This window comes from Candidatus Binataceae bacterium (assembly GCA_035294265.1).
Lineage (GTDB): Bacteria > Desulfobacterota > Binatia > Binatales > Binataceae > DATGLK01.
The window spans coordinates 1-21892 of record DATGLK010000088.1 but is presented as its reverse complement, the minus strand read 5'-3'; the positions used below and the strand labels follow the sequence as shown (position 1 = coordinate 21892).

At 62.5% G+C, this 21892-nt stretch carries 21 protein-coding genes; 12 read left to right on the top strand and 9 right to left on the bottom strand.

The window, feature by feature from the left end:
* Positions 1-1170: glutamine-hydrolyzing GMP synthase (gene guaA, locus VKV28_13920; GenBank protein HLH77895.1), on the top strand; the 1170-nt coding region annotated here is incomplete at its 5' end.
* A gap of 7 nt (positions 1171-1177) precedes the next feature.
* A complete protein-coding gene (gene gltX, locus VKV28_13915) occupies positions 1178-2617 on the top strand; it encodes a glutamate--tRNA ligase (GenBank protein ID HLH77894.1) in 1440 nt (479 codons plus the stop codon).
* Here gltX and VKV28_13910 read toward each other — a convergent pair.
* Entirely contained in the window at positions 2603-3970 is a 1368-nt protein-coding gene (locus tag VKV28_13910; GenBank protein ID HLH77893.1) for a hypothetical protein, read from the bottom strand. The two genes, gltX and VKV28_13910, sit on opposite strands and share 15 nt — an antisense overlap.
* A 176-nt stretch (positions 3971-4146) precedes the next feature.
* Between VKV28_13910 and rpmE the strand changes: the two genes are divergently transcribed.
* The 8 genes from rpmE (at position 4147) to VKV28_13870 (ending at position 12148) form a co-directional block, all read left to right on the top strand.
* Positions 4147-4347 (top strand): 50S ribosomal protein L31, encoded by a 201-nt coding sequence (rpmE, locus tag VKV28_13905; GenBank protein ID HLH77892.1) that lies wholly within the window; start codon positions 4147-4149, stop codon positions 4345-4347.
* 96 nt (positions 4348-4443) lie between these two features.
* Positions 4444-5505 carry a peptide chain release factor 1 gene (gene prfA / locus VKV28_13900; GenBank protein HLH77891.1) on the top strand — a complete coding sequence of 354 codons (1062 nt, stop codon included), beginning with the start codon at positions 4444-4446 and terminating at the stop codon, positions 5503-5505.
* A 4-nt stretch (positions 5506-5509) separates the two neighbouring features.
* A complete protein-coding gene (prmC, locus tag VKV28_13895) occupies positions 5510-6376 on the top strand; it encodes a peptide chain release factor N(5)-glutamine methyltransferase (protein HLH77890.1) in 867 nt (288 codons plus the stop codon).
* A gap of 12 nt (positions 6377-6388) precedes the next feature.
* Positions 6389-7657 (top strand): UDP-N-acetylglucosamine 1-carboxyvinyltransferase, encoded by a 1269-nt coding sequence (gene murA / locus VKV28_13890; protein ID HLH77889.1) that lies wholly within the window; start codon positions 6389-6391, stop codon positions 7655-7657.
* Positions 7654-8988: a histidinol dehydrogenase gene (gene hisD / locus VKV28_13885; GenBank protein ID HLH77888.1), complete on the top strand. Its 1335-nt coding sequence runs from the start codon at positions 7654-7656 to the stop codon at positions 8986-8988. Before murA ends, hisD begins: the two co-directional genes overlap by 4 nt.
* Entirely contained in the window at positions 8969-9622 is a 654-nt protein-coding gene (gene hisB / locus VKV28_13880) for an imidazoleglycerol-phosphate dehydratase HisB (GenBank protein ID HLH77887.1), read from the top strand. Before hisD ends, hisB begins: the two co-directional genes overlap by 20 nt.
* A 29-nt stretch (positions 9623-9651) precedes the next feature.
* Positions 9652-10407, top strand: coding sequence for a 1-(5-phosphoribosyl)-5-[(5-phosphoribosylamino)methylideneamino]imidazole-4-carboxamide isomerase (gene hisA, locus VKV28_13875; protein ID HLH77886.1), 756 nt, complete (start codon positions 9652-9654; stop codon positions 10405-10407).
* Complete coding sequence (locus VKV28_13870; GenBank protein HLH77885.1) at positions 10400-12148, top strand: oligopeptide transporter, OPT family; 1749 nt, start codon at positions 10400-10402, stop codon at positions 12146-12148. The genes hisA and VKV28_13870 overlap by 8 nt, the downstream gene beginning before the upstream one ends.
* 436 nt (positions 12149-12584) lie before the next feature.
* Here VKV28_13870 and VKV28_13865 read toward each other — a convergent pair whose 3' ends face one another.
* Together VKV28_13865 and VKV28_13860 are read right to left on the bottom strand one after the other, a co-directional pair.
* On the bottom strand, positions 12585-12764 hold the full coding sequence (locus tag VKV28_13865; protein HLH77884.1) for a KGG domain-containing protein: 180 nt from the start codon (positions 12762-12764) through the stop codon (positions 12585-12587).
* A gap of 171 nt (positions 12765-12935) precedes the next feature.
* Entirely contained in the window at positions 12936-14450 is a 1515-nt protein-coding gene (locus tag VKV28_13860) for a hypothetical protein (GenBank protein HLH77883.1), read from the bottom strand.
* A gap of 63 nt (positions 14451-14513) precedes the next feature.
* Between VKV28_13860 and sppA the strand changes: the two genes are divergently transcribed.
* On the top strand, positions 14514-16292 hold the full coding sequence (gene sppA / locus VKV28_13855; protein ID HLH77882.1) for a signal peptide peptidase SppA: 1779 nt from the start codon (positions 14514-14516) through the stop codon (positions 16290-16292).
* Between the two features lie 69 nt (positions 16293-16361).
* Here sppA and VKV28_13850 read toward each other — a convergent pair whose 3' ends face one another.
* The 4 genes from VKV28_13850 to VKV28_13835 all read right to left on the bottom strand — a co-directional run bounded on the left by VKV28_13850 (position 16362) and on the right by VKV28_13835 (position 19379).
* A complete protein-coding gene (locus tag VKV28_13850; GenBank protein ID HLH77881.1) occupies positions 16362-17237 on the bottom strand; it encodes a CopD family protein in 876 nt (291 codons plus the stop codon).
* A 5-nt stretch (positions 17238-17242) separates the two neighbouring features.
* Positions 17243-17608 (bottom strand): copper resistance protein CopC, encoded by a 366-nt coding sequence (locus VKV28_13845; GenBank protein ID HLH77880.1) that lies wholly within the window; start codon positions 17606-17608, stop codon positions 17243-17245.
* A gap of 1 nt (position 17609) precedes the next feature.
* Entirely contained in the window at positions 17610-18530 is a 921-nt protein-coding gene (locus tag VKV28_13840) for a hypothetical protein (GenBank protein ID HLH77879.1), read from the bottom strand.
* Between the two features lie 399 nt (positions 18531-18929).
* A complete protein-coding gene (locus VKV28_13835; GenBank protein ID HLH77878.1) occupies positions 18930-19379 on the bottom strand; it encodes a Fe-S-containing protein in 450 nt (149 codons plus the stop codon).
* Positions 19380-19540: 161 nt separating this feature from the next.
* Here VKV28_13835 and VKV28_13830 point away from each other — a divergent pair, with 161 nt between their 5' ends.
* On the top strand, positions 19541-19906 hold the full coding sequence (locus VKV28_13830; protein ID HLH77877.1) for a hypothetical protein: 366 nt from the start codon (positions 19541-19543) through the stop codon (positions 19904-19906).
* A gap of 3 nt (positions 19907-19909) precedes the next feature.
* On the opposite strand, the gene VKV28_13825 is transcribed toward VKV28_13830, so the two are convergent.
* Together VKV28_13825 and VKV28_13820 are read right to left on the bottom strand one after the other, a co-directional pair.
* A complete protein-coding gene (locus VKV28_13825; protein HLH77876.1) occupies positions 19910-20626 on the bottom strand; it encodes a ZIP family metal transporter in 717 nt (238 codons plus the stop codon).
* A 144-nt stretch (positions 20627-20770) separates the two neighbouring features.
* On the bottom strand, positions 20771-21892 hold a 1122-nt coding region (locus tag VKV28_13820; protein ID HLH77875.1), incomplete at its 5' end, for a D-alanyl-D-alanine carboxypeptidase family protein.

Sequence of the window (21892 nt, the reverse complement as noted above, 5' to 3'; positions counted from 1 at the left end):
CAGCAAGTATGGATGAGTCATGGGGATCGAGTAGAGCACCTTCCTGCCGATTTGCGTCCGATTGCGCATTCCGACAATTCCCCCTGCGCTGCGATTCGCAGCCGCGACGGTCGCCTGCGCGGCATTCAGTTCCATCCCGAGGTTGCTCATACGCCGCAAGGTGCGCACATTCTGCGCAATTTCGTCTATCGTATCTGTGGCGAAACGGGCGACTGGACCATGGCCAATTTTGCCGATACCAAAGTGGCCGCAATCCGCGCCCAGGTGGGGCCCCAGGAGCGGGTCCTGATGGCGCTGTCGGGTGGCGTGGATTCGTCGGTGGCGGCGGCGTTGATCCATCGCGCGATCGGCGCGCGCCTGCATTGCCTGTTCGTGGACAACGGCCTTTTGCGTGCAGGCGACCGCGAGCGGATGGAGCAGGCGTTCGCGCGCCAGTTGGGAATGGAGCTTAGGGTCGTGGACGGGGCCGCCCTGTTTCTGCAGCGCCTGGCCGGCGTGCTTGACCCCGAGCAGAAGCGACGGATCATTGGCCATACCTTTATTGATCTCTTCGAGCAGGAAGCGCGGGCCCTGGGGCATGTGCGCTATTTGGGCCAGGGCACGCTCTATCCCGACGTTATCGAATCGGTGGCGGCACGCGGTCCCGCGGCGAAAATCAAGAGCCATCATAATGTCGGTGGTTTGCCCGAGCGAATGGCGCTGGAGCTGCTGGAGCCCTTGCGCGAATTGTTCAAGGACGAAGTCCGTGCCCTGGGCGTTGAGCTGGGCCTACCCGCTGAAATCATCGAGCGCGAGCCTTTTCCCGGTCCGGGCTTTGCGGTGCGCATCGTGGGCGAGGTTACCGCCGAACGGCTTGACTTGCTGCGCCAGGCTGATCTGATTGTGATGGAAGAGATTGCGGCGGCTGGCCTGGGCACGCGGTTGTGGCAGGCCTTCGGCGTGTTGCTACCGCTCAAGACCGTGGGCGTGATGGGCGACGACCGTAGCTACGAGAGCGTACTGGCACTGCGCGCGGTCGAGTCGCAGGACGGGATGACGGCCGATTGGGCCCGCTTGGAAGCCGGCTTGCTGGCCCGCATCTCCAGTCGGGTAACCAACGAAGTCCGAGGCATCAACCGGGTGGTGTACGATATTACCTCCAAGCCACCGGCAACTATCGAGTGGGAATAGAGCGATCGTGAGTGTCTGTACGCGTTACGCGCCGAGCCCGACCGGCTCGTTGCATATCGGCAATGTCCGCTCCGGCCTGTTCGCCTACCTGTTCGCGCGCAATCAGGGCGGCCGATTTATTCTGCGCATCGACGATACCGACCAGGAGCGCTCCACCAAGGAATCCTTGCAGGAAATCGTTGAAAGCCTGCGCTGGTTGGGGATCGAATGGGATGCGGGACCACCCGATCCGGCTTATTTCCAGTCCAGCCGTTTCGAGCGTTACCGAGCCGAGGCACGCCGGCTCCTGGCCGAAGGCAAGGCTTATCCGTGCTACTGCACTGCCCAGGAATTGGAAATTAAACGGCGCCAAGCCGAGCGTGAGCGGCGCAAGCCGGGTTACGACGGCACCTGCCGCAAGCGCCCGTTCTCGCCCGAATCGCCGCTGCCGGATCGGGCCGCCGGTCGCAACTACACCATCCGTTTTCGCTCGCCCGACGAGGGCGAGACGGTGGTCCAGGATCTGGTCAAGGGGGTGGCGGTGTTCGACAACCGCGAGCTGGACGATTTGATCATTTTTCGCTCCGACGGGGTGCCGACCTACAATTTCGCCAGTGTGATCGACGATAGCGACTTTGGCGTGACCCACGTCATCCGAGGCGACGACCATCTGCCCAACACACCACGTCAGATTCAAATTTTCGAGGCGCTGGGGCATACTCCGCCCGCCTTCGCTCATTTGCCGATGGTGATGGGTTCCGACGGCAAGCCGTTATCCAAACGCCATGGCGCGACCTCAGTCTTTGCTTATCGCGACGCCGGCTATTTTCCCGAAACCCTGCTTAATTACCTGGCCCGGCTGGGTTGGTCACACGGCGATCAGGAAATCTTTTCCAAGCAGGAGTTAATCGAATACTTCAGTTTCGAGGCGTGCGGCAAATCGCCGGGCATTTTCAATCCGGAAAAGCTCCTATGGCTGAATTTTCATTACTTGAAGCTGCGCAGCAACGAGCAATTGGCGCGCGAGGTGGTGCCCTTTATCGAGCGGGCCGGACTGCCGGTGCCGTCCGACCGGCAATGGCTGGAGCGAATGGTAGGGACATTGCGCGAGCGCGCCAAAACCCTGGTGGAATTGGTCGAGTTCGCGCGCTTCTACCTGACTGACGATATTGCGATCGACGACAAGGCTCGCGTCAAGTTCCTGCGCCCGGAGATAGCCGCGCCGCTGCGGGCCCTGGCGCAGGCGCTGAGCCAGCTTAACGGCGACTTTAGCGAAAGCGCGATCGAGGCTGCTTTCACGCAGGTTCTGCAACGTTTCGAGCTCAAGCTTGGGCAATTGGCCCAGCCCGTGCGCGTAGCCTTGACCGGCGGCACGGTCAGCCCGGGAATCTTTCAAGTGATCGCGGTGCTGGGGGCCCATCGGTCGGTAGCACGGCTCGAGCACGCGCTCGAGTTAATTGTCGCTTAGCAGGCGCGGTCGCGCACGGCGATAATCGCGGTCGGCGGCGCCCAGCAGACGCCCCAACAGGCCCCGTTCATCGGCCCGCACCTGATCGTCGTTGGCGGCCACGATAGCGTCTCCCACCCGTGCGATAATCTCCAGTGCGGGCGAGTATTCGAATTCCCCCGCCATTCCGCCCGACAACATCATACCTTGGGGCTGCGGCGTCGCGTCGAGGTAGGCGCTGGCACCGCGGCCGTGACTGCCTTGCGCCAGGGTGCGCATGAAGCGGCCGGCCATCAGCATTATGAGTGCGTGAATTCCGGGCGGCGCCAGGATTTCCGGCTCCTCGGTCATGCGGCTACGGATCGACAGCTGGCCGTCGTGCGCATCAAAGCTGCTGGCGTAGCGCAGCTCACCAATGCCGAGCTTGACCCCCAGCCGATTGACCCACAGCGAAGTTGTGGTTTGGAACCGGCCTGAGGTGCGCTCTGTTAGGTCCAGGGGCGGTCCCGCCGGGTGCATCTGCTCGTCGAAGGGCACCGGGCGTCCGTCGCGCAGCATGAAAACAACATAGAAATGACCCAGGTCGAAGCCCAGATGGAGCCAACGACGGTCCGCGGTGTCGGTGACGTCGCAATAGCCCTCCACACGAGCGGTTAGCCGCTGATAAAAGCGGCGCAGGTGGGGATAGTCGGTCAGCGCGGTGCCACGAATCTTGATGTCGAGGTTGACCAGCACATAGGGGCCCTGGCGATCGGCGAACTCGTCAAGCAGATTGCCGATCGCGAAATCGCGCTCGATTTCCCCGCGCAATGTCGGCAGATCCCGACCCAGGCGCGCCATCGCCGCCCGGTCGTGGTCGTTGAAAACGCCTGGCGCGCTATCCCAAGGCGGGGTCAGCCTGCCGTAGATTTCGCGTAAGGCGCCGGCGATCACGGTGAGAGCCTGGGTGGGGTTGAAATCGGACAAGTACAGTGCACCCTCGAGGCGAGCGATTACGCTGTCGGGCATTCCATCGATCACTGGCGTGGCGGGGGTCAGCGCGAACGTACCAGTGTACTCGCGCGGTTGGCGTGGTGGGCCTGGGTTGGGCGCGATGTCGTACAGGAAATCGGTGCCCTCCGGATATCCCCGAGCGCTGATATAATGGGTGTCCGGGACCATTAGCTGCCAGCGTACTTTGGGATCGGCATAGAGCGCGGCGGCTCGCAGGAGCGTGGATTGACGAGCGGGCAAACTGTCTTCCACCAGCATGAGGCGGGGCGAGATGGCGGGATGGAGCAGCAACTCGCGTTGGAGCACCAACAGCGAGTCGATCACCGCCAGCGCGGCCTTGGGATTACCTGGAGGACCAAGTCCTAACAGGGGGGTGAACAAGTTTTGCCCCGGTGGGGCAAAACCGGCCGGCAGGAGCCGGGCAGCGTCCGTTCCTCCCGCTGCCGCCAGTAGGAACAGGAGAGCCAGGACAATCAGCGGCCATCGCCCGGTTGTGCGGTAGCGCGAGGGCTGGTAAATGCTTATATTTAACGGGCGTCCGAGACGCATTTAAAAAAATGAAATCGGGAATTCATCCGCAATATCGACGCTGCGTGGTCACCTGTGCCTGTGGCAATACCTTCGAAACGCGCTCGACCGTCTCTACCTTGCACGTCGAAGTATGCTCGAAGTGTCATCCGTTTTACACCGGTCAGCAGCGCTTGGTCGACACCGCCGGCCGAGTCGAGCGCTTCAAGCGCAAATACGGCCTGCAATAAGACAACCGGCTGCCGGCCGGGTCCAACCAACATCGATCGGTTTGGGGCGACGTTCCGAGGCTGCCACCTTTTTCCGAGGCGACTGGCGCTGGTTTGATGCTGGATAAAGTAAAAGGGATCGAAGAGCGATACACCGAGCTTGAGCGCCAGCTCAGTGACCCGGCGTTGATAGCCAACAGCCGCGAGTATGCGCGCCTGGGGCGAGAGCGTTCGCAGATCGCCGGCGTGGTCGAATGTATCCGCACCTACCGCCGAGTACTCGAAGATATCGCGGAGTATCGCGCCAGCCTGGAGGGTACTGATCCGGACCTGCGCGAATTGGCCAAGGCCGAGCTGCCGGCGCTACGCGAGCGGCAGAACGCGCTGGAGAGCCAACTCAAGGAGTTGCTGACTCCGCGCGACCAAAATGATGAGCGCGACGTACTGCTGGAGATTCGCGCCGGCACCGGCGGCGAGGAAGCTTCACTGTTTGCCAGCGAGCTGTTTAGAATGTACAGCCGCTACGCGGAAGAACGGGGCTGGAAGGTCGAAGTGCTGAGCATGAGCAGTACCGGCCTGGGCGGCATCAAAGAAGTAGTGGCGTCGATCTCGGGTCACGGCGCCTATAGCCGCCTCAAATTCGAGGGCGGGGTCCATCGGGTCCAGCGTGTGCCAGCCACAGAGGCGCAGGGCCGAATTCACACCTCCGCGGTGACCGTGGCGGTGCTGCCCGAAGCCGACGAGGTCGAGGTCAATATCAATGAAGAAAAGGACTTGCGCATCGACGTGATGCGCGCCTCGGGTCCGGGCGGCCAGAGCGTCAACACCACCGATTCTGCGGTGCGAATCACCCATTTGCCCACCGGCATGGTGATCGTGTGTCGCGACGAGAAATCGCAGCATAAGAACAAGGCGCGCGCGCTCAAGATTCTGCGGGCCCGTTTGTTAGAAAAGGCGCGTGAAGAGCAGGAAGCCAAGGTGGCGCAAAGCCGCCGTTCGATGGTTGGTACGGGCGACCGCTCCGAGCGCATCAGAACCTACAATTTTCCGCAGTCGCGGGTCACCGACCATCGCATTAACCTCACCTTGCATCAGCTCGATCGGGTCCTTGACGGCGGCCTCGATCCGCTAATCGACGCGCTTAACACGCACGATCAGGGCCAAGCTCTGGGCGCCTAAGTCGATGTCCACGCCGATCGTGGATGAAAGGCGAGCGCGCCGATGGCTATCGTGGGCGGGGGTGCGCTTGCGTGAGGCCGGCGTGGAGGGGCCCGAGCTGGAGGCAGAGCTTTTAGCCGCTTTCGTCTTGGGATGCGAACGTGTCGCGCTGATCACTGGCGATCCCGTGATCACGCCTGAAGCCTTGACCAAACTTAATGCAATACTTGAACAACGAACCCGACGCGTACCGCTCGCCTACTTGGTCGGTAAGCGAGAGTTTTATTCGCTCGAATTTAAAGTAACATCTGAGGTATTAATTCCGCGCCCGGAAACCGAGCTGCTGGTCGAGGTCGCATTGGAGGCGGTCGATCGGCGCGCGCGAGGGGTACGCATCGCCGATTTGGGTACTGGCTGCGGAACCATCGCGCTGACGCTGGCTCACGAGCGGCCGCAGCTCGAGTTGGTTGCCACCGATATCTCCCCAAGCGCCCTGGCATTGGCAGCGATTAACGCCAAGCGATTGGGAAGCCGCGGTGTCGAATTCCGCCTGGGCGATTGGTGGCAGGCGCTGGGGGATGAACGGTTCGATTTGATCCTTTCTAATCCGCCGTATATTCCCCTAGCTGCGCTCGATGAATTGGCTCCAGAGGTGGCCTGCTTCGAGCCGCGACTGGCGCTGGTAGGCGGCAACGATGGGTTGGCTTGCTATCGCCTGCTGGCGGAGGGAGCAAAAGCGCACTTGGTGGCGGGAGGCGAGATGATGGTGGAGGTAGGCGAGGGCCAGGCGGATGCCGTCGCGGCGCTATTTCAGGCGGGCGGTGCCCGGACGATCACATGCTGGCAGGATTTGGCCGGCCAACAACGGGTAGTCACCGGGCGATGGGACTGAAGGCGGGTGAGCATGGATAAGATTGTGGTTGAAGGGGGGATCGCTTTGCGTGGCGTGGTCAGCGTCAGCGGTAGCAAGAATGCTGCGCTGCCAATCCTGATGGCTGCGCTGCTAACTGACGAGCCAGTGGTCGTAAGCAACGTTCCCAGGCTGCGCGATGTCAGCACCGCCTTGGCCTTGCTCGCGCGCTTGGGGACGCACAGCCGGTATCTCGACGACCACACCATCGAATTGCGAGCAACCCAAATTCAATCGCACGAGGCGCCTTACGATTTGGTCAAAACCATGCGCGCCTCCTTTATCGTGCTTGGGCCGTTGTTGGCGCGCAGTGGACGCGCGCGCGTCTCGACGCCGGGCGGATGCGCGATTGGCGCGCGGCCGGTCAACCTGCATATTCAGGCCATTCGCGCCCTGGGTGCACGCGTGGCCCTGCGTCACGGCTATGTCGAGGCCCATGGGGAGCGGCTGGTGGGTGCCCGGCTGTGGCTGGACAACCCGTCTGTAGGCGCCACCGAGAACGTCATGATGGCGGCGGTGATGGCGCGTGGACGTACCACTATCGAAAATGCGGCGCGCGAACCGGAGGTGCAGGATCTGGCGCGCATGCTTAACGCGATGGGCGCACAGGTCAGCGGGGCCGGCTCGCATGTGATCGAAATTGACGGAGTGGCGCGTCTGCACGGCGCCGCGCACGAAGTGATAAGCGATCGGATCGAGGCCGGGACCTTGATGGTGGCGGCGGCGATTACCGGTGGCGAAGTAACAATCGAACGCGCACCGGTGGACTCGTTGGACGCGGTTATCGCCAAGCTCTCCGAGAGCGGAGCTCAAATTGTGGTGCATGATTCTAGCCTGCGGGTGGCGCGTCAGGGGCCGATGCGTCCGGTGGAGCTGCGCACCTTGCCTTATCCCGGCTTCCCCACCGATCTGCAGGCCCAGATGATGGCGTTGCTGAGCATGGCTAGCGGCACTTCGGTGATCACCGAGACCATCTTCGAAAACCGCTTCATGCACGCTTTGGAATTGCTGCGAATGGGGGCTGATATCGCGATGAAAGGGCCAACGGCGGTGATCCGGGGCGTGGCGCGGTTAAGTGGCGCGCCGGTGATGGCAACCGATCTGCGCGCCAGCAGCAGCTTGGTTTTGGCCGGGCTGGCGGCGGATAATACCACGGAGGTGCATCGCGTGTACCACTTGGACCGCGGTTATGAGGGACTGGATCGCAAGCTGAGCGCGTTGGGCGCCCGCGTGCGCCGGTTGACCGATCCCGACGCCCCATGAGCATTCAGATTTTCAACGCCAAGTCTCCCGCCTGCAAATGCTGGCTGGATAACCTGCTGGCGCAGCGGCGTGCCCGCCATGACGGCATCGAAGGCACAGCGGCGGCAATCGTGGAGGCGGTACGCGAGCGCGGCGATCTGGCCCTGATCGAACTGACCCAGCGCTATGACAACGTCGATCTGCGCCCCGACCAGCTTCGCATCGAAGCTAAGGAGTTGACCCGCGCGCTGCGTGGCCTGGGGCGCGAAGAACGCGCGGCCCTGGAACTCGCGGCCAGGCGCATTCGCGCCTTTCATCGCCATACCGTCGAGCGCTCGTTCAGCTATCGCGATCGCCTGGGGGTGCGGTTGGGCCAAATCGTGCGGCCACTGGCGCGCGTAGGGATTTACGTTCCCGGTGGCGCCGCGGCTTATCCTTCCACCGTGCTGATGAATGCGATTCCGGCCCAGGTCGCTGGAGTCAAGCAGATCGTTATGGTCTCGCCGCTGGCACCGGGCCAGCCCGCCACCCAGGTGGTTTTGGCGGCGGCGGCGTTGGCGGGCGTGAGCGAGGTTTATCGAGTAGGGGGCGCCCAGGCGATTGCGGCGCTGGCCTACGGCACCCAGAGCATTCGCCCGGTCAACAAAATCGTCGGCCCCGGCAATGCCTATGTGCAAGCCGCCAAACGGTTGGTGTACGGCGCCACGGGAATCGATATGGTCGCCGGTCCCAGCGAAGTGCTGATTATCGCCGACGATAGCGCCCGTCCTGATTGGATCGCCGGCGACCTTATCGCCCAGGCCGAGCATGGCTCGGGCGACGAATCGGCTATCCTGATCACCACCTCGCAAGAGTTGGCGCTGGCCGTTGACGAAGCACTGGAGCGCGGCTTGAGCGATTTGCCACGAGCCACGGCGGTACGCACCGCGCTGGACCGGCGCGGCGCCGCTATAGTTGTCGATGACGTCGCGGCGGCCTGCGTCCTGGCCAACCGGATCGCGCCCGAGCATCTAGAACTCGAGGTGCGCCAGAGCGCACGTTGGGTCGACCATCTGGAGGCGGCCGGGGCGATCTTCGTGGGCAGTGCGTCACCGGCTCCCTTCGGCGATTATCTGGCCGGTCCCAACCACGTCTTGCCTACCGGGGGCTGGGCCCGTTTTGCCTCGCCTCTGGGTGCGTACGATTTCGTTAAGCGAACGAGTATAATTCAGGCCAATGCGGCGGCAATCGCCGCCATTGGTCCGGCGGTGGCACGCTTGGCACGCCTGGAAGGTTTTGAGGGACATGCGCGGGCGGTCGAGCAACGGTTTAGAAAAGGGCCCAAGGAGAACGATGGCGCGCCAAAAAACTAACGCTCCCAGCCAGCCTTTGACCCTGGCGCGACCACTCCCGCCGGCGCCGCGCCGAGCTACCATTGAGCGCCAAACTCGCGAAACCGCCATTCGCGGCACGCTGGTGGTTGACGGCAGCGGCCAGGCCCAGGTGGCCACCGGCGTGTCATTTCTCGATCACATGCTGGAGGCCTTCGCACGTCACGGTTTCTTCGATCTCACGCTGGAAGCGAGCGGGGACCTGGCGGTCGACGATCACCATACCGTGGAGGACGTTGGCATCGTGCTGGGACGGGCGTTCGCCGACGCCTTGGGCGCTCGCGCCGGGATTCGCCGCTTCGGCGATGCCAGCGTGCCGCTGGATGAGGCACTGGTTACGGCGGTAGTGGATTTCGGGGGCCGGGCCTACTTGCGGTATGGGTTGGAGTTCAAGCACGAGCGGGTCGGGCAGTTCCAAACCGAACTGGTCCACGACTTCATGCATGCGCTCGCCGATCAGGCCCGAATGAATCTGCACCTGGTGATGCATGCGGGACGCAATCCGCATCACATTATCGAGGCCGCCTTCAAGGCGCTGGCGCGGGCGCTGGATCAGGCTACCGCACCGGAACCGCGCAACGTCGGCGTTCCATCCACCAAGGGGACACTCACCTGAGCGCGACGCGATCCCGAGTTGCGAATGGAGTGGGCGCGGCGGCTGCGGCAATTTGCGACAGCTTTGCCGTAATTCCGGCGATCGATTTGAAGCAGGGCAAAGTCGTCCGTCTGCGCCAGGGCGACATGAGCCGGGCCACAGTGTTTGGCGACGATCCGGCGGCAACGGCGCGCGCTCTGCAAGCGGCTGGGGCGCGCATGATCCATGTGGTTGATCTCGACGGCGCGGTCGCGGGTCATCCCTGTCATCTAGAGGCAATCGCCAGCATCCGCGCTGCCACCACCGTTGCGATCGATGTGAGCGGAGGCTTACGCACGCTGGAGGCGATCGAAAGCTCGCTTGCGGCCGGAGCCCAACGGGTCGCGCTGGGATCGGTGGCGTTTCTGGATCCTCCCTTGCTCCAGGCCGCCTGCCGCCGTTTCCCCGGGCGTATTTTCGGCTCCTTGGACGTGCGCGACGGACAACTGGCGATCAGGGGATGGCAGGAGACCAGCACGCTTGACGCGGCCTCGGCCGCCGCTCGGTTTCGTCAGGCCGGGGTAGCTGCGATTATTCATACCGATATTGCACGCGACGGGACCAACGCCGGCGCCGAGCTAGAACCGCACGTGCGCCTGGCAAGGGCTAGCGGACTGCCGGTGATCGCCTCGGGCGGGGTGGCCTCACTCGAAGACCTGCGCCGGCTGAGCAAGGGCTGGAGTGAGGGGGTGATCGGGGCCGTCGTGGGTCGCGCGCTGTACGAAGGGCGCTTCACCCTGGCGCAAGCGCTTGGCGCGGTTGCCTGAAAGCTCGCCGCGTGAATTGACCCCGCGCGCCTTGGCCCTGGGGCTGCTCCTGGCGGTGCTGTTGGGCGCGGCCAACGCCTACCTGGGGCTGTTCGCCGGACTGACCGTATCTGCCAGTATACCCGCCGCGGTGGTCTCGATGGCGCTGCTCAGGCTGGCGGGCCGCGCCACCATCCTTGAGAACAACATCGTTCAAGCTATCGCTTCGGCGGGCGAGGCCGTGGCCGCCGGCGCTATCTTCACCTTTCCAGCCCTAGTGGTCCTGGGTTGGCGTCCGCAGGATTTGTCGTATTGGCAAATGACGCTGCTGTGCGCGGTCGGCGCTACCCTGGGCAGCTTGCTGGTGGTGTTCCTGCGCCGCGCTTATGTGGTGGAAGAGCGGCTGCCGTTTCCGGAGGGCGTGGCCTGTGCCGAAGTCTTGCGGGCGGGCGAAGCCGGTGGCGTAGTGCTGGCCCCGCTGCTTACCGGCGGCGTGTTTTCAGGTGGGCTGAAGGCCTTACAGGATTTGGCGGGAGTGATCCCGGCCGCGGCCGGCGGTGCGCGCTGGCTCTACGACATGAGCTTCGCCGTCTCCTGCGATTTTTCTGCTGCGCTGCTGGGGGTGGGCTATCTGGTCGGGCCTTCCATTGCCGCTATCGTTTTGGCCGGGGCGCTGCTGGCGTGGATGATCCTGGTGCCGCTGCTCAGCCTATACCATCCCGAGTTGCGCCATTTGGCCGCAAACGCAGCGGCCGATGCGCTGTGGCGTGCGCAGGTTCGCTTTGTCGGCGTGGGTGCGATGCTCACCGGCGGTCTGGCCACCTTGTGGCGCATGCGCGCGCCGATCGGCCGCGCGCTGCTGCGCACCCGCGTCACCGCCTATCGCAGCGGGGATAAAGCGGCCGCCAGCGATCGTGATTTGCCAGCAGCATGGGTGATAACTGCGGTGCTGGCCTGTATTCCCGTGATGGCTGTGCTGTATGCGCAGGTGGTTGGCCAATGGGGCTTGGCCATTGGGCTTGCGCCGCTGCTTGCCGCGATCGCTTTTTTCGCCTGCGCTGTCTCCGGGTATTTGACCGGGCTGGTGGGCGCTTCAAACAACCCTGTTTCGGGAGTGACGCTGATCGTTGTGTTGGCCGTGGCGTTGTTTTTGAAACTGCTCGGTTCGGAAGCAACCGCCGCTCCCACGCTGACAATTCTGGTCAGCGCCGTAGTCGCCACGGCCGCCGCGATGGCGGGCGATTCGCTGCATGATTTGGCCACCGGCTACCACGTGGGCGCCACCCCGCGCAGTTTGGAACTGGCCATTCTCGTGGGTGCGCTAATCTCGGCCGCCTTAATTGGTCCCGTGCTCAAGCTATTGCTCAGCGTGTACGGCATCGCGGGCATGCCCCACGCTTCGAACCGCGCGCTGGCCGCGCCTCAGGCTTTTCTGATCGCTCAAGTCGTACGCGGTGTCTTCGCAGGCGGATTGCCCTGGCCTATGGTTGGGCTGGGCGCGCTGTTGGCATTAGTCCTGGAGTATATCGACAGCCGGCTTGCCGCTCGCGCCAGCCACTGGCGGACAGCGGCGATGCCTCTGGCAATCGGTCTGTATCTGCCGCTGGGCCTAAGCGTCACCATCGCACTGGGAGCGCTCGCTGGATGGCTGGCCGACCAACCAAGCCGGCGCGCAACCTTGTTGGCGGCCGGCTTGGTGGCGGGAGAAGCGTTGGTCGGGGTTATCAGTGCGGTCTTTGTTACGCTCGGTGGGCACCTTTGAGCCATTAGGCGCGGCTTGCGGATGGCAGGGGCCGCCGCGCTCTGCTTTACTAGGGGACTTTCCCGAAGGCTTTAATTACGTCTTGCGGTCCCTCGAAGGAATCTTTTGCGAGTTTCTGGGGCACTTCAACCACTTGGGAAAGGGCCTGGTTGTGCTTAGCGCTAGCCACCAATCGTGTTTCTTGGCTTGAGAAAGTTCTGGATGTTAGCAGGCGATGCCCACTCGCTCCCCGCGTTATTAAGGCACCTTGAATAAGCGGGCGGCGAGACGCTAACTATCTCGCTCGCCTCCCGGCCTTTCTTTCCGATTTCGGAATAAAACCTTGGGCCGCGCTCTTCCTTGACAATCTCGCCACCTTTACGGCCAATCTCCGCCTATCCTTCGGGTCCCAGCTCTTCCTGCTTTTTGGTCCTTCTTTTTCCGCCATGATTGAGATCTACTTTTTGTCGCTCTCTTCTTCCTTACCTTCTTCGACCAATTCGCGCACGCGCTGGCCACCCTTGTGTCCGATCTCCGAATAGAACTTCGGCCCGTGCTCCTCGCGGGTGGTCTCCCCGCCTTTGCGTCCAGCCTCTTCGACTGTCATCTTGCCTTTGTGTTCTTGCTTTTCGGCCATCGGTCTCTCTCCGTTTTGGTCATCTACGAAAGCCGGCATCCCCCCTCCTGTCAGAAGGTATCACCGCGCGGTTGCGGCGCGTAAAACAATTAACTTGGGATGGGTGTAGTGGCTTGGCCGTACAACGAGCGCTAGCCCGGTGGTCCGGTGCCCGGTGCAGTCAGCCCGCGGCTAGGGCAGTGTGGGCATCGCTATGACCGCGCCAGTTGGCCTATCCAGCTGACCGCCTAGCAGCGCAATTCGGTTGCAACCGGGTGAAAAGCTTGCGCTCAGAAAGCCATGGGTCTGGCCAAAGGCAAGCACGCCGCCTGCGCGCAATGAATTTGCGATCCACATCAGAGCGGGAAAATCGCCGCCCGGTCCGGGTGCCGTCAGTTCCGCGCTCAACAACCCGCGCGAGGCGCAGTAACCAACTTCTGCTTCCAGCAGAGCGCCTGCGCGCACCTGTACGCCCAGTGGCACGATCTGCACCTGAGCGTGCGACCAAGTAAACCAATCCAACTCGGCTGGAATGAGCCGGTCGGGTTCCGTGCGCAGGAGCGCAGGCGTGACGTTGCGACTGGCGATCGCGGCCAGGTTGGTGCCAATTGTGTACGTCGCGGCGGCCGCTGGTTGGACCACAGTTTGCGCAACGCGGTCAGCCACGGTGTACTCCATCACAGCGATTGCGCTCAAACCGCTGCCGTCGTTGGGAATCGCCGTGAATAGAAAGCGACCGTCATTCTGGCCCCATTGCAAAAAACCCACCGGCATACCGCCGCGCACCATGATCGGCGAACAGCTGGCTTGCAGACGATCGATCAGAAACCAGCGCCCGGCCGTCGGCGGCGCGCCGGCAGCCACTGCTAGTCGACCGTTGCGGCTCCAGTACAGGCGCGTTGGATCGATCTGGCCCAGGCAATCCAACTGCGGCTCGATCGGCTCCGACGCCATCGCCAGGGAGACCACGAACAGGTGCGGCACCAGGGCTATCGGTGTTGCGGTGGGTGAAGGTTGCAACGCGCTGCTCGGGGTAGCATTGGCAGTGGCTGGCAGCGGGCTGTCGCGTACCGGCGCGGTGGCGGTTCCGCTGGGGCTCGGGGTCGGGCTGGCCGTGGCACTGGCGCTTGATGACGCAGCCGCTCGCTCGATAGCGCCGATGGCGAGCAGATTGGGTCCCAGCCAGGCGATGGAGGCGGCAGTGAAGCGGCCGGGAATTTCGCTGACGACCACCCCGGGGCCCACGCGCTGCGCCGCACTTAAGCCGATGGCCAGGCTATCGCCCAGACTAGCTACGGTCGCGAAACGCTGATGGTCGGCGCTCAGGGCGACGTCAAGCAGCTTGCCGTCGGCCGGTTTGGGTCCGGCTACCACAATTCCGGTCTGTTGGAAGTTTTCCCCCGAGAATGCTGCGATTACCGTGCGCTGACCCAGCTGTCCCACTAGCGCCAATTCCTGTGGGGTAATCCATACCGGTGGCCCAGCCCCCAGCAGCTTGAAGTCCGGTCCCAGGGGCAACGACGCCATCACCCTGATTCCAGGAGCGGCCTGTAGCGGCAGGCGCGGAATCATCAGCGGCGGCTTAGGTTTTTTTTTGTGCCACCACAAAAACGCCGGATGCAGGGATGAATCACGAGCCAGGGCTGGCGAACTTACTGCAATCCCCGGCAGGGCAAGCGCCAGCAGCAGCGCGATCACAGCTTTCATCACGGGAAAAGGCTAATCTAAAACGATAAGAACGAAAATCGGGACCATCGGAAAGGAGCGCTTGTGACGCGTAAGCTGCGGATGGTGGTGGCGGTGCTGGTGCTAATCGGCGCCGGCACTTTGCTTGTAGCCTTGGGCTGGCACGACCTGGGTGGACTGCTGATCTTGTTTGCGCTGGCCGCGGCCGCAGCCTACCTGCTAATCGTGGTGCGGCCGGCTCGAATCGCGCCCGACAGCCTGTTGCGCGTGCGCCTGAGCGGGGCGCTGCGCGAGCACGCGCCGGTGCCGTGGTTGGAGCGTCTGCGCGGTACTCAATCCCCGACCCTTCACCAACTGCGCGAGGCTTTCCAGGAAGTTGCCAGCGACGCGCGGGTGAGTGCTGTTTTAATCGAGATCGCGAGCCTGCGCTGCGGCTTGGCCAGCGCCCAGGAATTGCACGATCTGATCGGCGGCCTCACGGCCGCCGGCAAGCGGACGATCGCCGTATTGGAGGGCGATTCGCTCTCCACGCGCGAATACCTGATTGCCGCCGCCGCCGGCCAAGTAATAGCCAACCCCGATGCAACCCTGGCGATGGTGGGGCTCAGTGCCGGCGGCTTGTTTTTCAAGGACGCCTTGCAGCGGCTTCGGATCGATGCGCAAGCCCTGCAGTGGAAAGAATATAAAGGGGCGGCCGAGACTTTCAGCCGCCAGGAGATGTCGGCGCCGCTACGTGACAGTATCACGGCGCTGCTCGGCGATAGCGAGCGGCTGATGGTCGAATATGTTGCTCGCGCCCGCCGTCTCAGCCCATCGGTAGCGCGCGCCTTGCTCACCTGCGGTTTTATCGGCGCGCAGTCGGCATGCGCCAATAAGCTCATCGATCAAATTGGCTACAGCCAGGACCTCTTGTCCAGCTATGATCCCAACGATAAGCGGGTCCTCACCCTGACTCGTTACCTGCGACGGGTGCGCTGGCGCCAAGATCGTGGCAAGCTGCCTCGGATTGGCTTGGTCTTTGGCGTCGGCCCGGTGCTCACCGGCGACGAGCCGCTAAGCGGTGAGTTTATCAGCGCCGTTCGTACTTCGGCTGAACTATTGCGCGCCGGACGGGATGAGCGGGTCAAGGCGGTGGTGTTCAGAGTCAACTCACCCGGCGGTGCGGCCGTGGGTTCCGATCTAGTCTGGCGGGCGGTAAAGGAAGTACGGCGGCTAGGCAAGCCGGTGGTGGTTTCGATGGGCGACGTGGCCGGCTCGGGTGGTTACTATGTGGCCGCTGGCGCAGACGCGATTGTCGCGCAAGCGGCCACCATCACAGGCTCGATCGGCGTCGTGTATGTGAAGTTCAGCCTGGGAGCGCTGCTGCAAAAACTGGGAGTGGCGGCTGACTTGGTCAAGATGGCACCCAACGGCGACGCCATGTCGTTCACTCGCGCGCTCGATAGCGAGGAGTTGCAACAGCTCGACCAGGTGATGGGGGAGCTGTATGGCAACTTCACCGCCAAGGTGGCCGAAGGCCGCCATTTGACTCCCGAACAGACCGAGGCAGTTGCCAAGGGGCGGATCTGGAGTGGCAGCGCGGCTTTGGCCAATGGCCTGGTCGACGCGCTAGGTGGTTTGGATCGAGCGGTAGCCATAGCCCGTGAAAAAGCCGGCCTGCCACCCAGTCAAGCATTGGAGTTGGCCACCATTAGCGTCGGCCTGGGAGGGCTCAAGGCGGCCCTGATGCCGACTGCGGGTGGCGCGGCCCAGGGCTGGGCAGGCCTATTGACTGAGATCGTGGGCTTACCTGAAACCTGGCTGCCTGCGCTCGGAAAACTGCGCCAGGGGATGGCGCTGCTCAGTCCCTGGCTCTTTTACTGAAAACAGCCGGACTCAACCGCAGCGCAAGCTGCAAGCAGGTTTTGGTTTAGGCTTGTGAGCGTGTGTGCGCTACTGCGCCATGTGGGCGGGTGGGGTGTTGGCTAATAGGGCCGCGACGCCGATTATGACTATGAGCAGCAGGGATTCCGCGGCTACGTTGCGCAGCAGCTTGTTACTTTCGGTCTCCAACGTTGGCAGCAGGCGATAGCGGTTATATCCGCCAATCGCCACTACGCCTCCGAACAGAGCCAGCTTCCACAACAGAGTGCGGCCGTAGCTGGAGTATAATAAATGGGTCAGGTCAAGCCCCAGGCTACGGTAGGCGAGATACGAGCCGCTTACAACCAAAGCTGCGACGCACCATCCCGCGGTGCGAGACAGCTGGAGTGCCACCTTCCCAAGCGCGTCGCCCGGGAGTAGCGGTGCCGCCAACCACAAGCCTAGCAGCGATCCCAGCCATAGACCGGCGGCCAGCTCGTGAATTAGATATGCTCCAATGGCAGCTGGGCCATAGTCGATAGCATGGCCGGAGGCTGCCCACAGCAAGAGTTGGACGGTGCTGAGCAGAACCAGGAGGCGCGCCTGTCCAAGCGTTAAACTTCGACGCCATGACAGCGCGACCATGGCCAGGACCAACGGCGTTGCGTAAAGCCAAAGGTGACCGAATCGAGTCTGACTTACGATTGCGGGAAGCAGCGGCAAGGTCGCTCGTGTTCCCACCCCCGCCATCGAAGAAGCCACCTCAATAAGGAGCAGGGGCCAAAGTCCCAGTTGAAGCAAGGTCAACAATCGTATCTGTGCCGCAAGGCGCCGGCCCAGCGCGGAGGACACAGGTACGGGGGCTCGCACCGCGAAACCGCTTATACCGAAAATCAGCAACCAACTGGCCAGCAGCGGCCAATCGCACAGAAATCGTCCCAGCTCGGCTGAGCCGGCCATCTCCATCGCGTTCACCGCGTCGCGGCTACCGTAAAGTTGTAAGAACCCTCGGTATGATGGGTATCGACGCAGACACACGCCCACTTGACGGTGTACTTGCCGGGCTTGAGCGGCGGCAGCTTCACCGACAGGGTATAGCCATCCGGGCTTACCGTCGGCGGTCCGCTGGCCCAGTTGTGGCCGTTTGCGTCGAGCACCTTGAGGGTGGCAAAGAGTTTTTCCACCGGCGCGTCGTAGAGGATGGATACCTGGGCAGGTGCGGCGGATAACCGCTGCCCGGCGCTTGGGTTTTCGTGGCGGGGAAAGGAATGGGCCCAACAGGCGGGCGTGCTAATCAGCAGCAGGGCCACGGTGATCGAAAGCCGACGTATGGCCATCTTACTTGCCTCCGAACAGAGCCCAATTGGCTTGAGGGAAAATTGCATCGTAGAAGATGTCCAACAGCCCGATGAAAGCGGCATGCGTGCCAGGAACACTCGCACGGTTGAGCGCGAACTGCGTGCCCAGGCTGAGCTCGAAGTAGTAGCTCACGTAGGCGATTCCAGGCGTGGCCAACAGGTTGGGAAAAGTCTGTCTGGCCGGCCCTGCCACGAGTTGCGAGTAGTTGAACTCGGTGAATAGAAACATGTCACGCAGCGGCTCGGGCAGACCGATATCGCGTACCGAATTGCTGAGATAGGGCAGCGAGTACTCGACCACCTGATCGGCGAACAGGAGATGGCTGGTCGAGCCGCTCAACGCCGGCAGATAACCGCAATCGCCCTGAAAGCCCAACGGCCGCAAATATTCAAGGGCAGCCCAGTCAGGCAAGTCGCCCAGCGCCTTCTCCCACACCAGCTCGGGTCCAAGGCTGGTGTGATTCTGGGTCTGCACCGCTGGATCGCCGGTAGGCAGTTGCAGATTGACCATCGCGCCGAGCAAAAATTCGTGCTCGGGAAGCACTAAAAAGGCGTATTTCAAGAAAAGGTTTAGGTCGTCGAAGCCGCTCTGGTTGGCCCCTTCCTTGGGCGATTGGTAAAGCCATGAGCTACCTGCGCCCACGCTCCATCGGGGTACCCAAGCGTCACTTTGATTGCCGTTTCCGATCACCTTTTCGATCGATGTGGCCAGGGTGAAGGTGCGCCCGTCGGCACCGCGCACCCAGGAGGGCTGCACGATATCCAGCTCGTTGGCGGGAGTTGGGTCTTCCGCGATCAATGGTTCTAGAAAAATGTAATCGCCGACTACTCCATGCGCCCAGGCGCGGGCGCAGGGTAAAACAAAAGCCGTAAACATAACTACCAGGCAAAGCCGCCTCATAAATTCCCCTCCGCACACAACTGTGCGTTGCGCTCAGTGGCCCAGGGCCAGTGCGCAAAGTCGAATTTCGCTGAAGGCTGGGAAAAAAGCCGCGCTAGGCGCTGGCTTTGGGGGGAGGCGGCTGAGGCGCCTGAGCAGCACGCGAATGCGCCGCAATCGGCATGAGATCAAGGGTCCTTACTGGAAAAACCACCGGAACCGAAAACAGTGCCGGCAACAGCCCGGGCTCATGCGCGGGTGCGAAACGGCCGACGCCGCCACCGGCAGTACAAATATTCAGGGTCAAAAGGGAGGGGGTGCCACCTTGTACCGCAAATCCTGTCAGTTCGGGCAGACCGGCTGCCAGGATGGCAACGACCAGCAACAGCGCCGGCGCCGTCGAATGCTTCCGCCGGGATGCTAGAACAGCCATCGCTTGGCTCGCAGGTCCGCGGTTCTGACCTCGATGCTGTCACCCGTGGTGCGAGTCGCCAGCCGCACTGGAACGCAGGAGGCTTTGCCTTTGGTCATGGTCTTAATCGGGTAACGGTTGCCGCACAAACGACACACTAAATAGCCGCCGCTGAAGCTGAAACCCTTGCGGAATTTGTAACACTGAATGCAGGCATCCAGAATGGAATGGAGCTTGCCCTCGGAATCGCGCGCCAGGACAAAGCGCACCTGTGCGCCGGCATCGCTGTAGCAGAAAAAGCGCGCTGTACCCGGAGCAACCTCGTTGGCAAGAATCCGCAGTTGGTCGTGACCCTCAAGCTGCGTACAGACTGGTCTCAGACTGGAACGGCCCAGCCAGATAACCCCTATCAAAGCGGCCAGGGCGACACCGCCCCAGGCTATGCCACGCTTTTTCACTAGTCCTACCATAACATCGGTTCAGCGGAAAAGCGAGGCGGCCTTCGAGAGCCACGAAAGATTGAAATTGGTGCCGCGGTCGCAGGTCGAAAAGGTTTTTGCTGGCTGCTTCCGTCACGGTAGCTCACAATCGGATCACAGCTTACATCCAGAGGCCCATCATGATGACTAGCTGGAATCGGCTGTGGCAAATCCTGAGCGTGTTACTGGTAATCGGGCTGTGTGGCTGCGGCATGAGCGACCGCCAAAAGGCGGCTGCCGATGACGCGGCGATCGGCTTTTTTGCAGGTGGCGCCGTGGGCTGCACTGCCGCCGGGTTGGTCGCCAACCGCAGCTCCACTGCCTTCGGCATCGGTTGCCCGCTCGGAATGGTGCTGGGGGCCGTGATCGGCGGCACGATCGGTTACGTCACTTATAATGCGCCGCCGACCTCTGCTGTCCCAGGGGCGATGCCGCCTGGAGCTCCGCCGAGCACCGCGGCGCCGATGGGCGGTTCTGCCCCGAGCGGTCCGCCACCAGGCCACTGAGTTTCAGCGCAGCCGTAAAAGCGCGCTGGCGGCCCAAATCGCCGCCATCCCCACGACCGTGGCTACGCCCACCAGAGGCGAATCGTGTTGTTGTGCCTCGGGCAACAGGTCGGATGCGCCAATATATAAGAATGAGCCGGCGAAAAGGGCCAGGACCCAAGGTAAATCGGTGGGGTCCAGATGAAAGAGCAGGGTGCTGGCGGCGCCCAGCACCGGGGTGCTCATATCGATCAATAGCCAGATCGCGGCGCGCTTGAGTGAATTCTTATGTGCCAGCACCACCGTAACGGTGTTCAATCCGTCGCTGAGGTCGTGGGCGATTACGCTCAATGCGATCAGTACTCCGACCTGCACGCTGGCAGCAAAGCCGATGCCGATGGCGACTCCGTCCAGAAAGCTGTGCAGAGCCAAGCCGGCGGCCCCGATTACTCCCAGTTCGGGGTTGTGGCGATGGTGTTCGTGCACGTGCTCGCGCGCTTGATGCATCGCGGTGTACCGCTCCAGGGCAAAAAACAGCAGGAAGCCGGCCGCCGTGGCCATCATGACCTGCGAGCCCTGATGAAAGCTGAAGACTTCGGGAAGGATGTCGAAGAGCGCCACCGCCAGTACGGCGCCTGAACTGAAGCCGAGCAGCAGGTGAAGGCGATCGCGCAACCAGATCGCGGCCAACCCGCCCAAGCCGGTTGAAACCAGTGTCAGAGACGCGAACCATAAGGGCATCAGGCGCATGGCCGGACGCAAAACGGATGGCTGGAATGGCTCATAACCGGTTGCCGCGTTTCACGTACCCGGCGATTGAAAAATTCGTGGTGAGACTAAGTGCCGGAGCCTTAGCCGAGTTACGAACTGGTTTGGGCATGCTCGTTACAGCCGACTTGCCAAGCGAGACCACAGCGATCCGCGAGCCACCGCAGCGGGCGCTAGTAGTGGCGCCCGCGCGGCCAAATGACCGCCCACCATCACTTCGCCGACGCCCACTTGCTGATTGGCATCAACCGGAGCGCTGAGCTGCGCAGGGAGATCGAAGGCTATGGTATAAGAGTGATTTTCCTCGCCACGTTTGGTGAAGACGCGCAAATCCGCACCCCACACTGGTACAATTTGAGCGACCGCACCGCCACGTATCGGCACGCTGCGTGCGATTGGCTGGCCGCGGCTGGCAATAAGGTAATTGTAATAGTTCAGGAAACCTTGCGAAAGCAGAGTCGCGGCGGCCTCGAAGTTCTCGCTTTTGCGCGGTGACCCCAGCACGACCGCGATCAGGCGCAGACCGTTGCGCTTGGCGGTGGCCGTGACATTGAAGCCGGCGCGATCATAAAAGCCAGTCTTGAGCCCATCACAGCCGGCATAGGTCCGGATCAGATGATTGGTGTTGCGCAATTGAAAGCTGCCGTGGCGAAAGCCGGCGGTATCTATTGCAGACCAGCGTAGTACGTCGGGATACTTTATCAGTTGGCGCGCCAGTAAGGCGCTGTCGTAGGCGCTGGTGATATCGGGTTGCTGGCCGCGCCCGGGCGGCAAGCCGTGGACCGAGTAGTAGTGGGTGTCGTGCATGCCCAATTGCGCGGCCCGCCGATTCATCATCACCACGAAAGCGGCGGTGGATCCGGCGACGTATTCGGCAACCGCCACTGCGGCGTCGTTGGCCGAATGTACCACTACCGCTTTCATCATGTCGTCCAGAGAAAAAGTCTCGCCCTCCTTAAGGTATACCTGCGAGCCGCCCATCCGAGTTGCGAGTGCGGAAGCGGTGACCTGGTCATCCAGCTTGAGGCTGCCGTCATGGAGCTTCTCGGCCACGATCAGCATCAGCATCATCTTGGTCATGGAGGCCGGCGGCCAGGGTTTATGCATATTCAAATCGTAGATGACCTGGCCCGAGATTGGCTCCATTACGCAGGCGGCCACATAAGGCTGAGTCATGACAGGGGGCGGCTTGGTACCCTCTCTGCCCACATGGGCGCGCCGATGTGCCGCTAAGCCGAC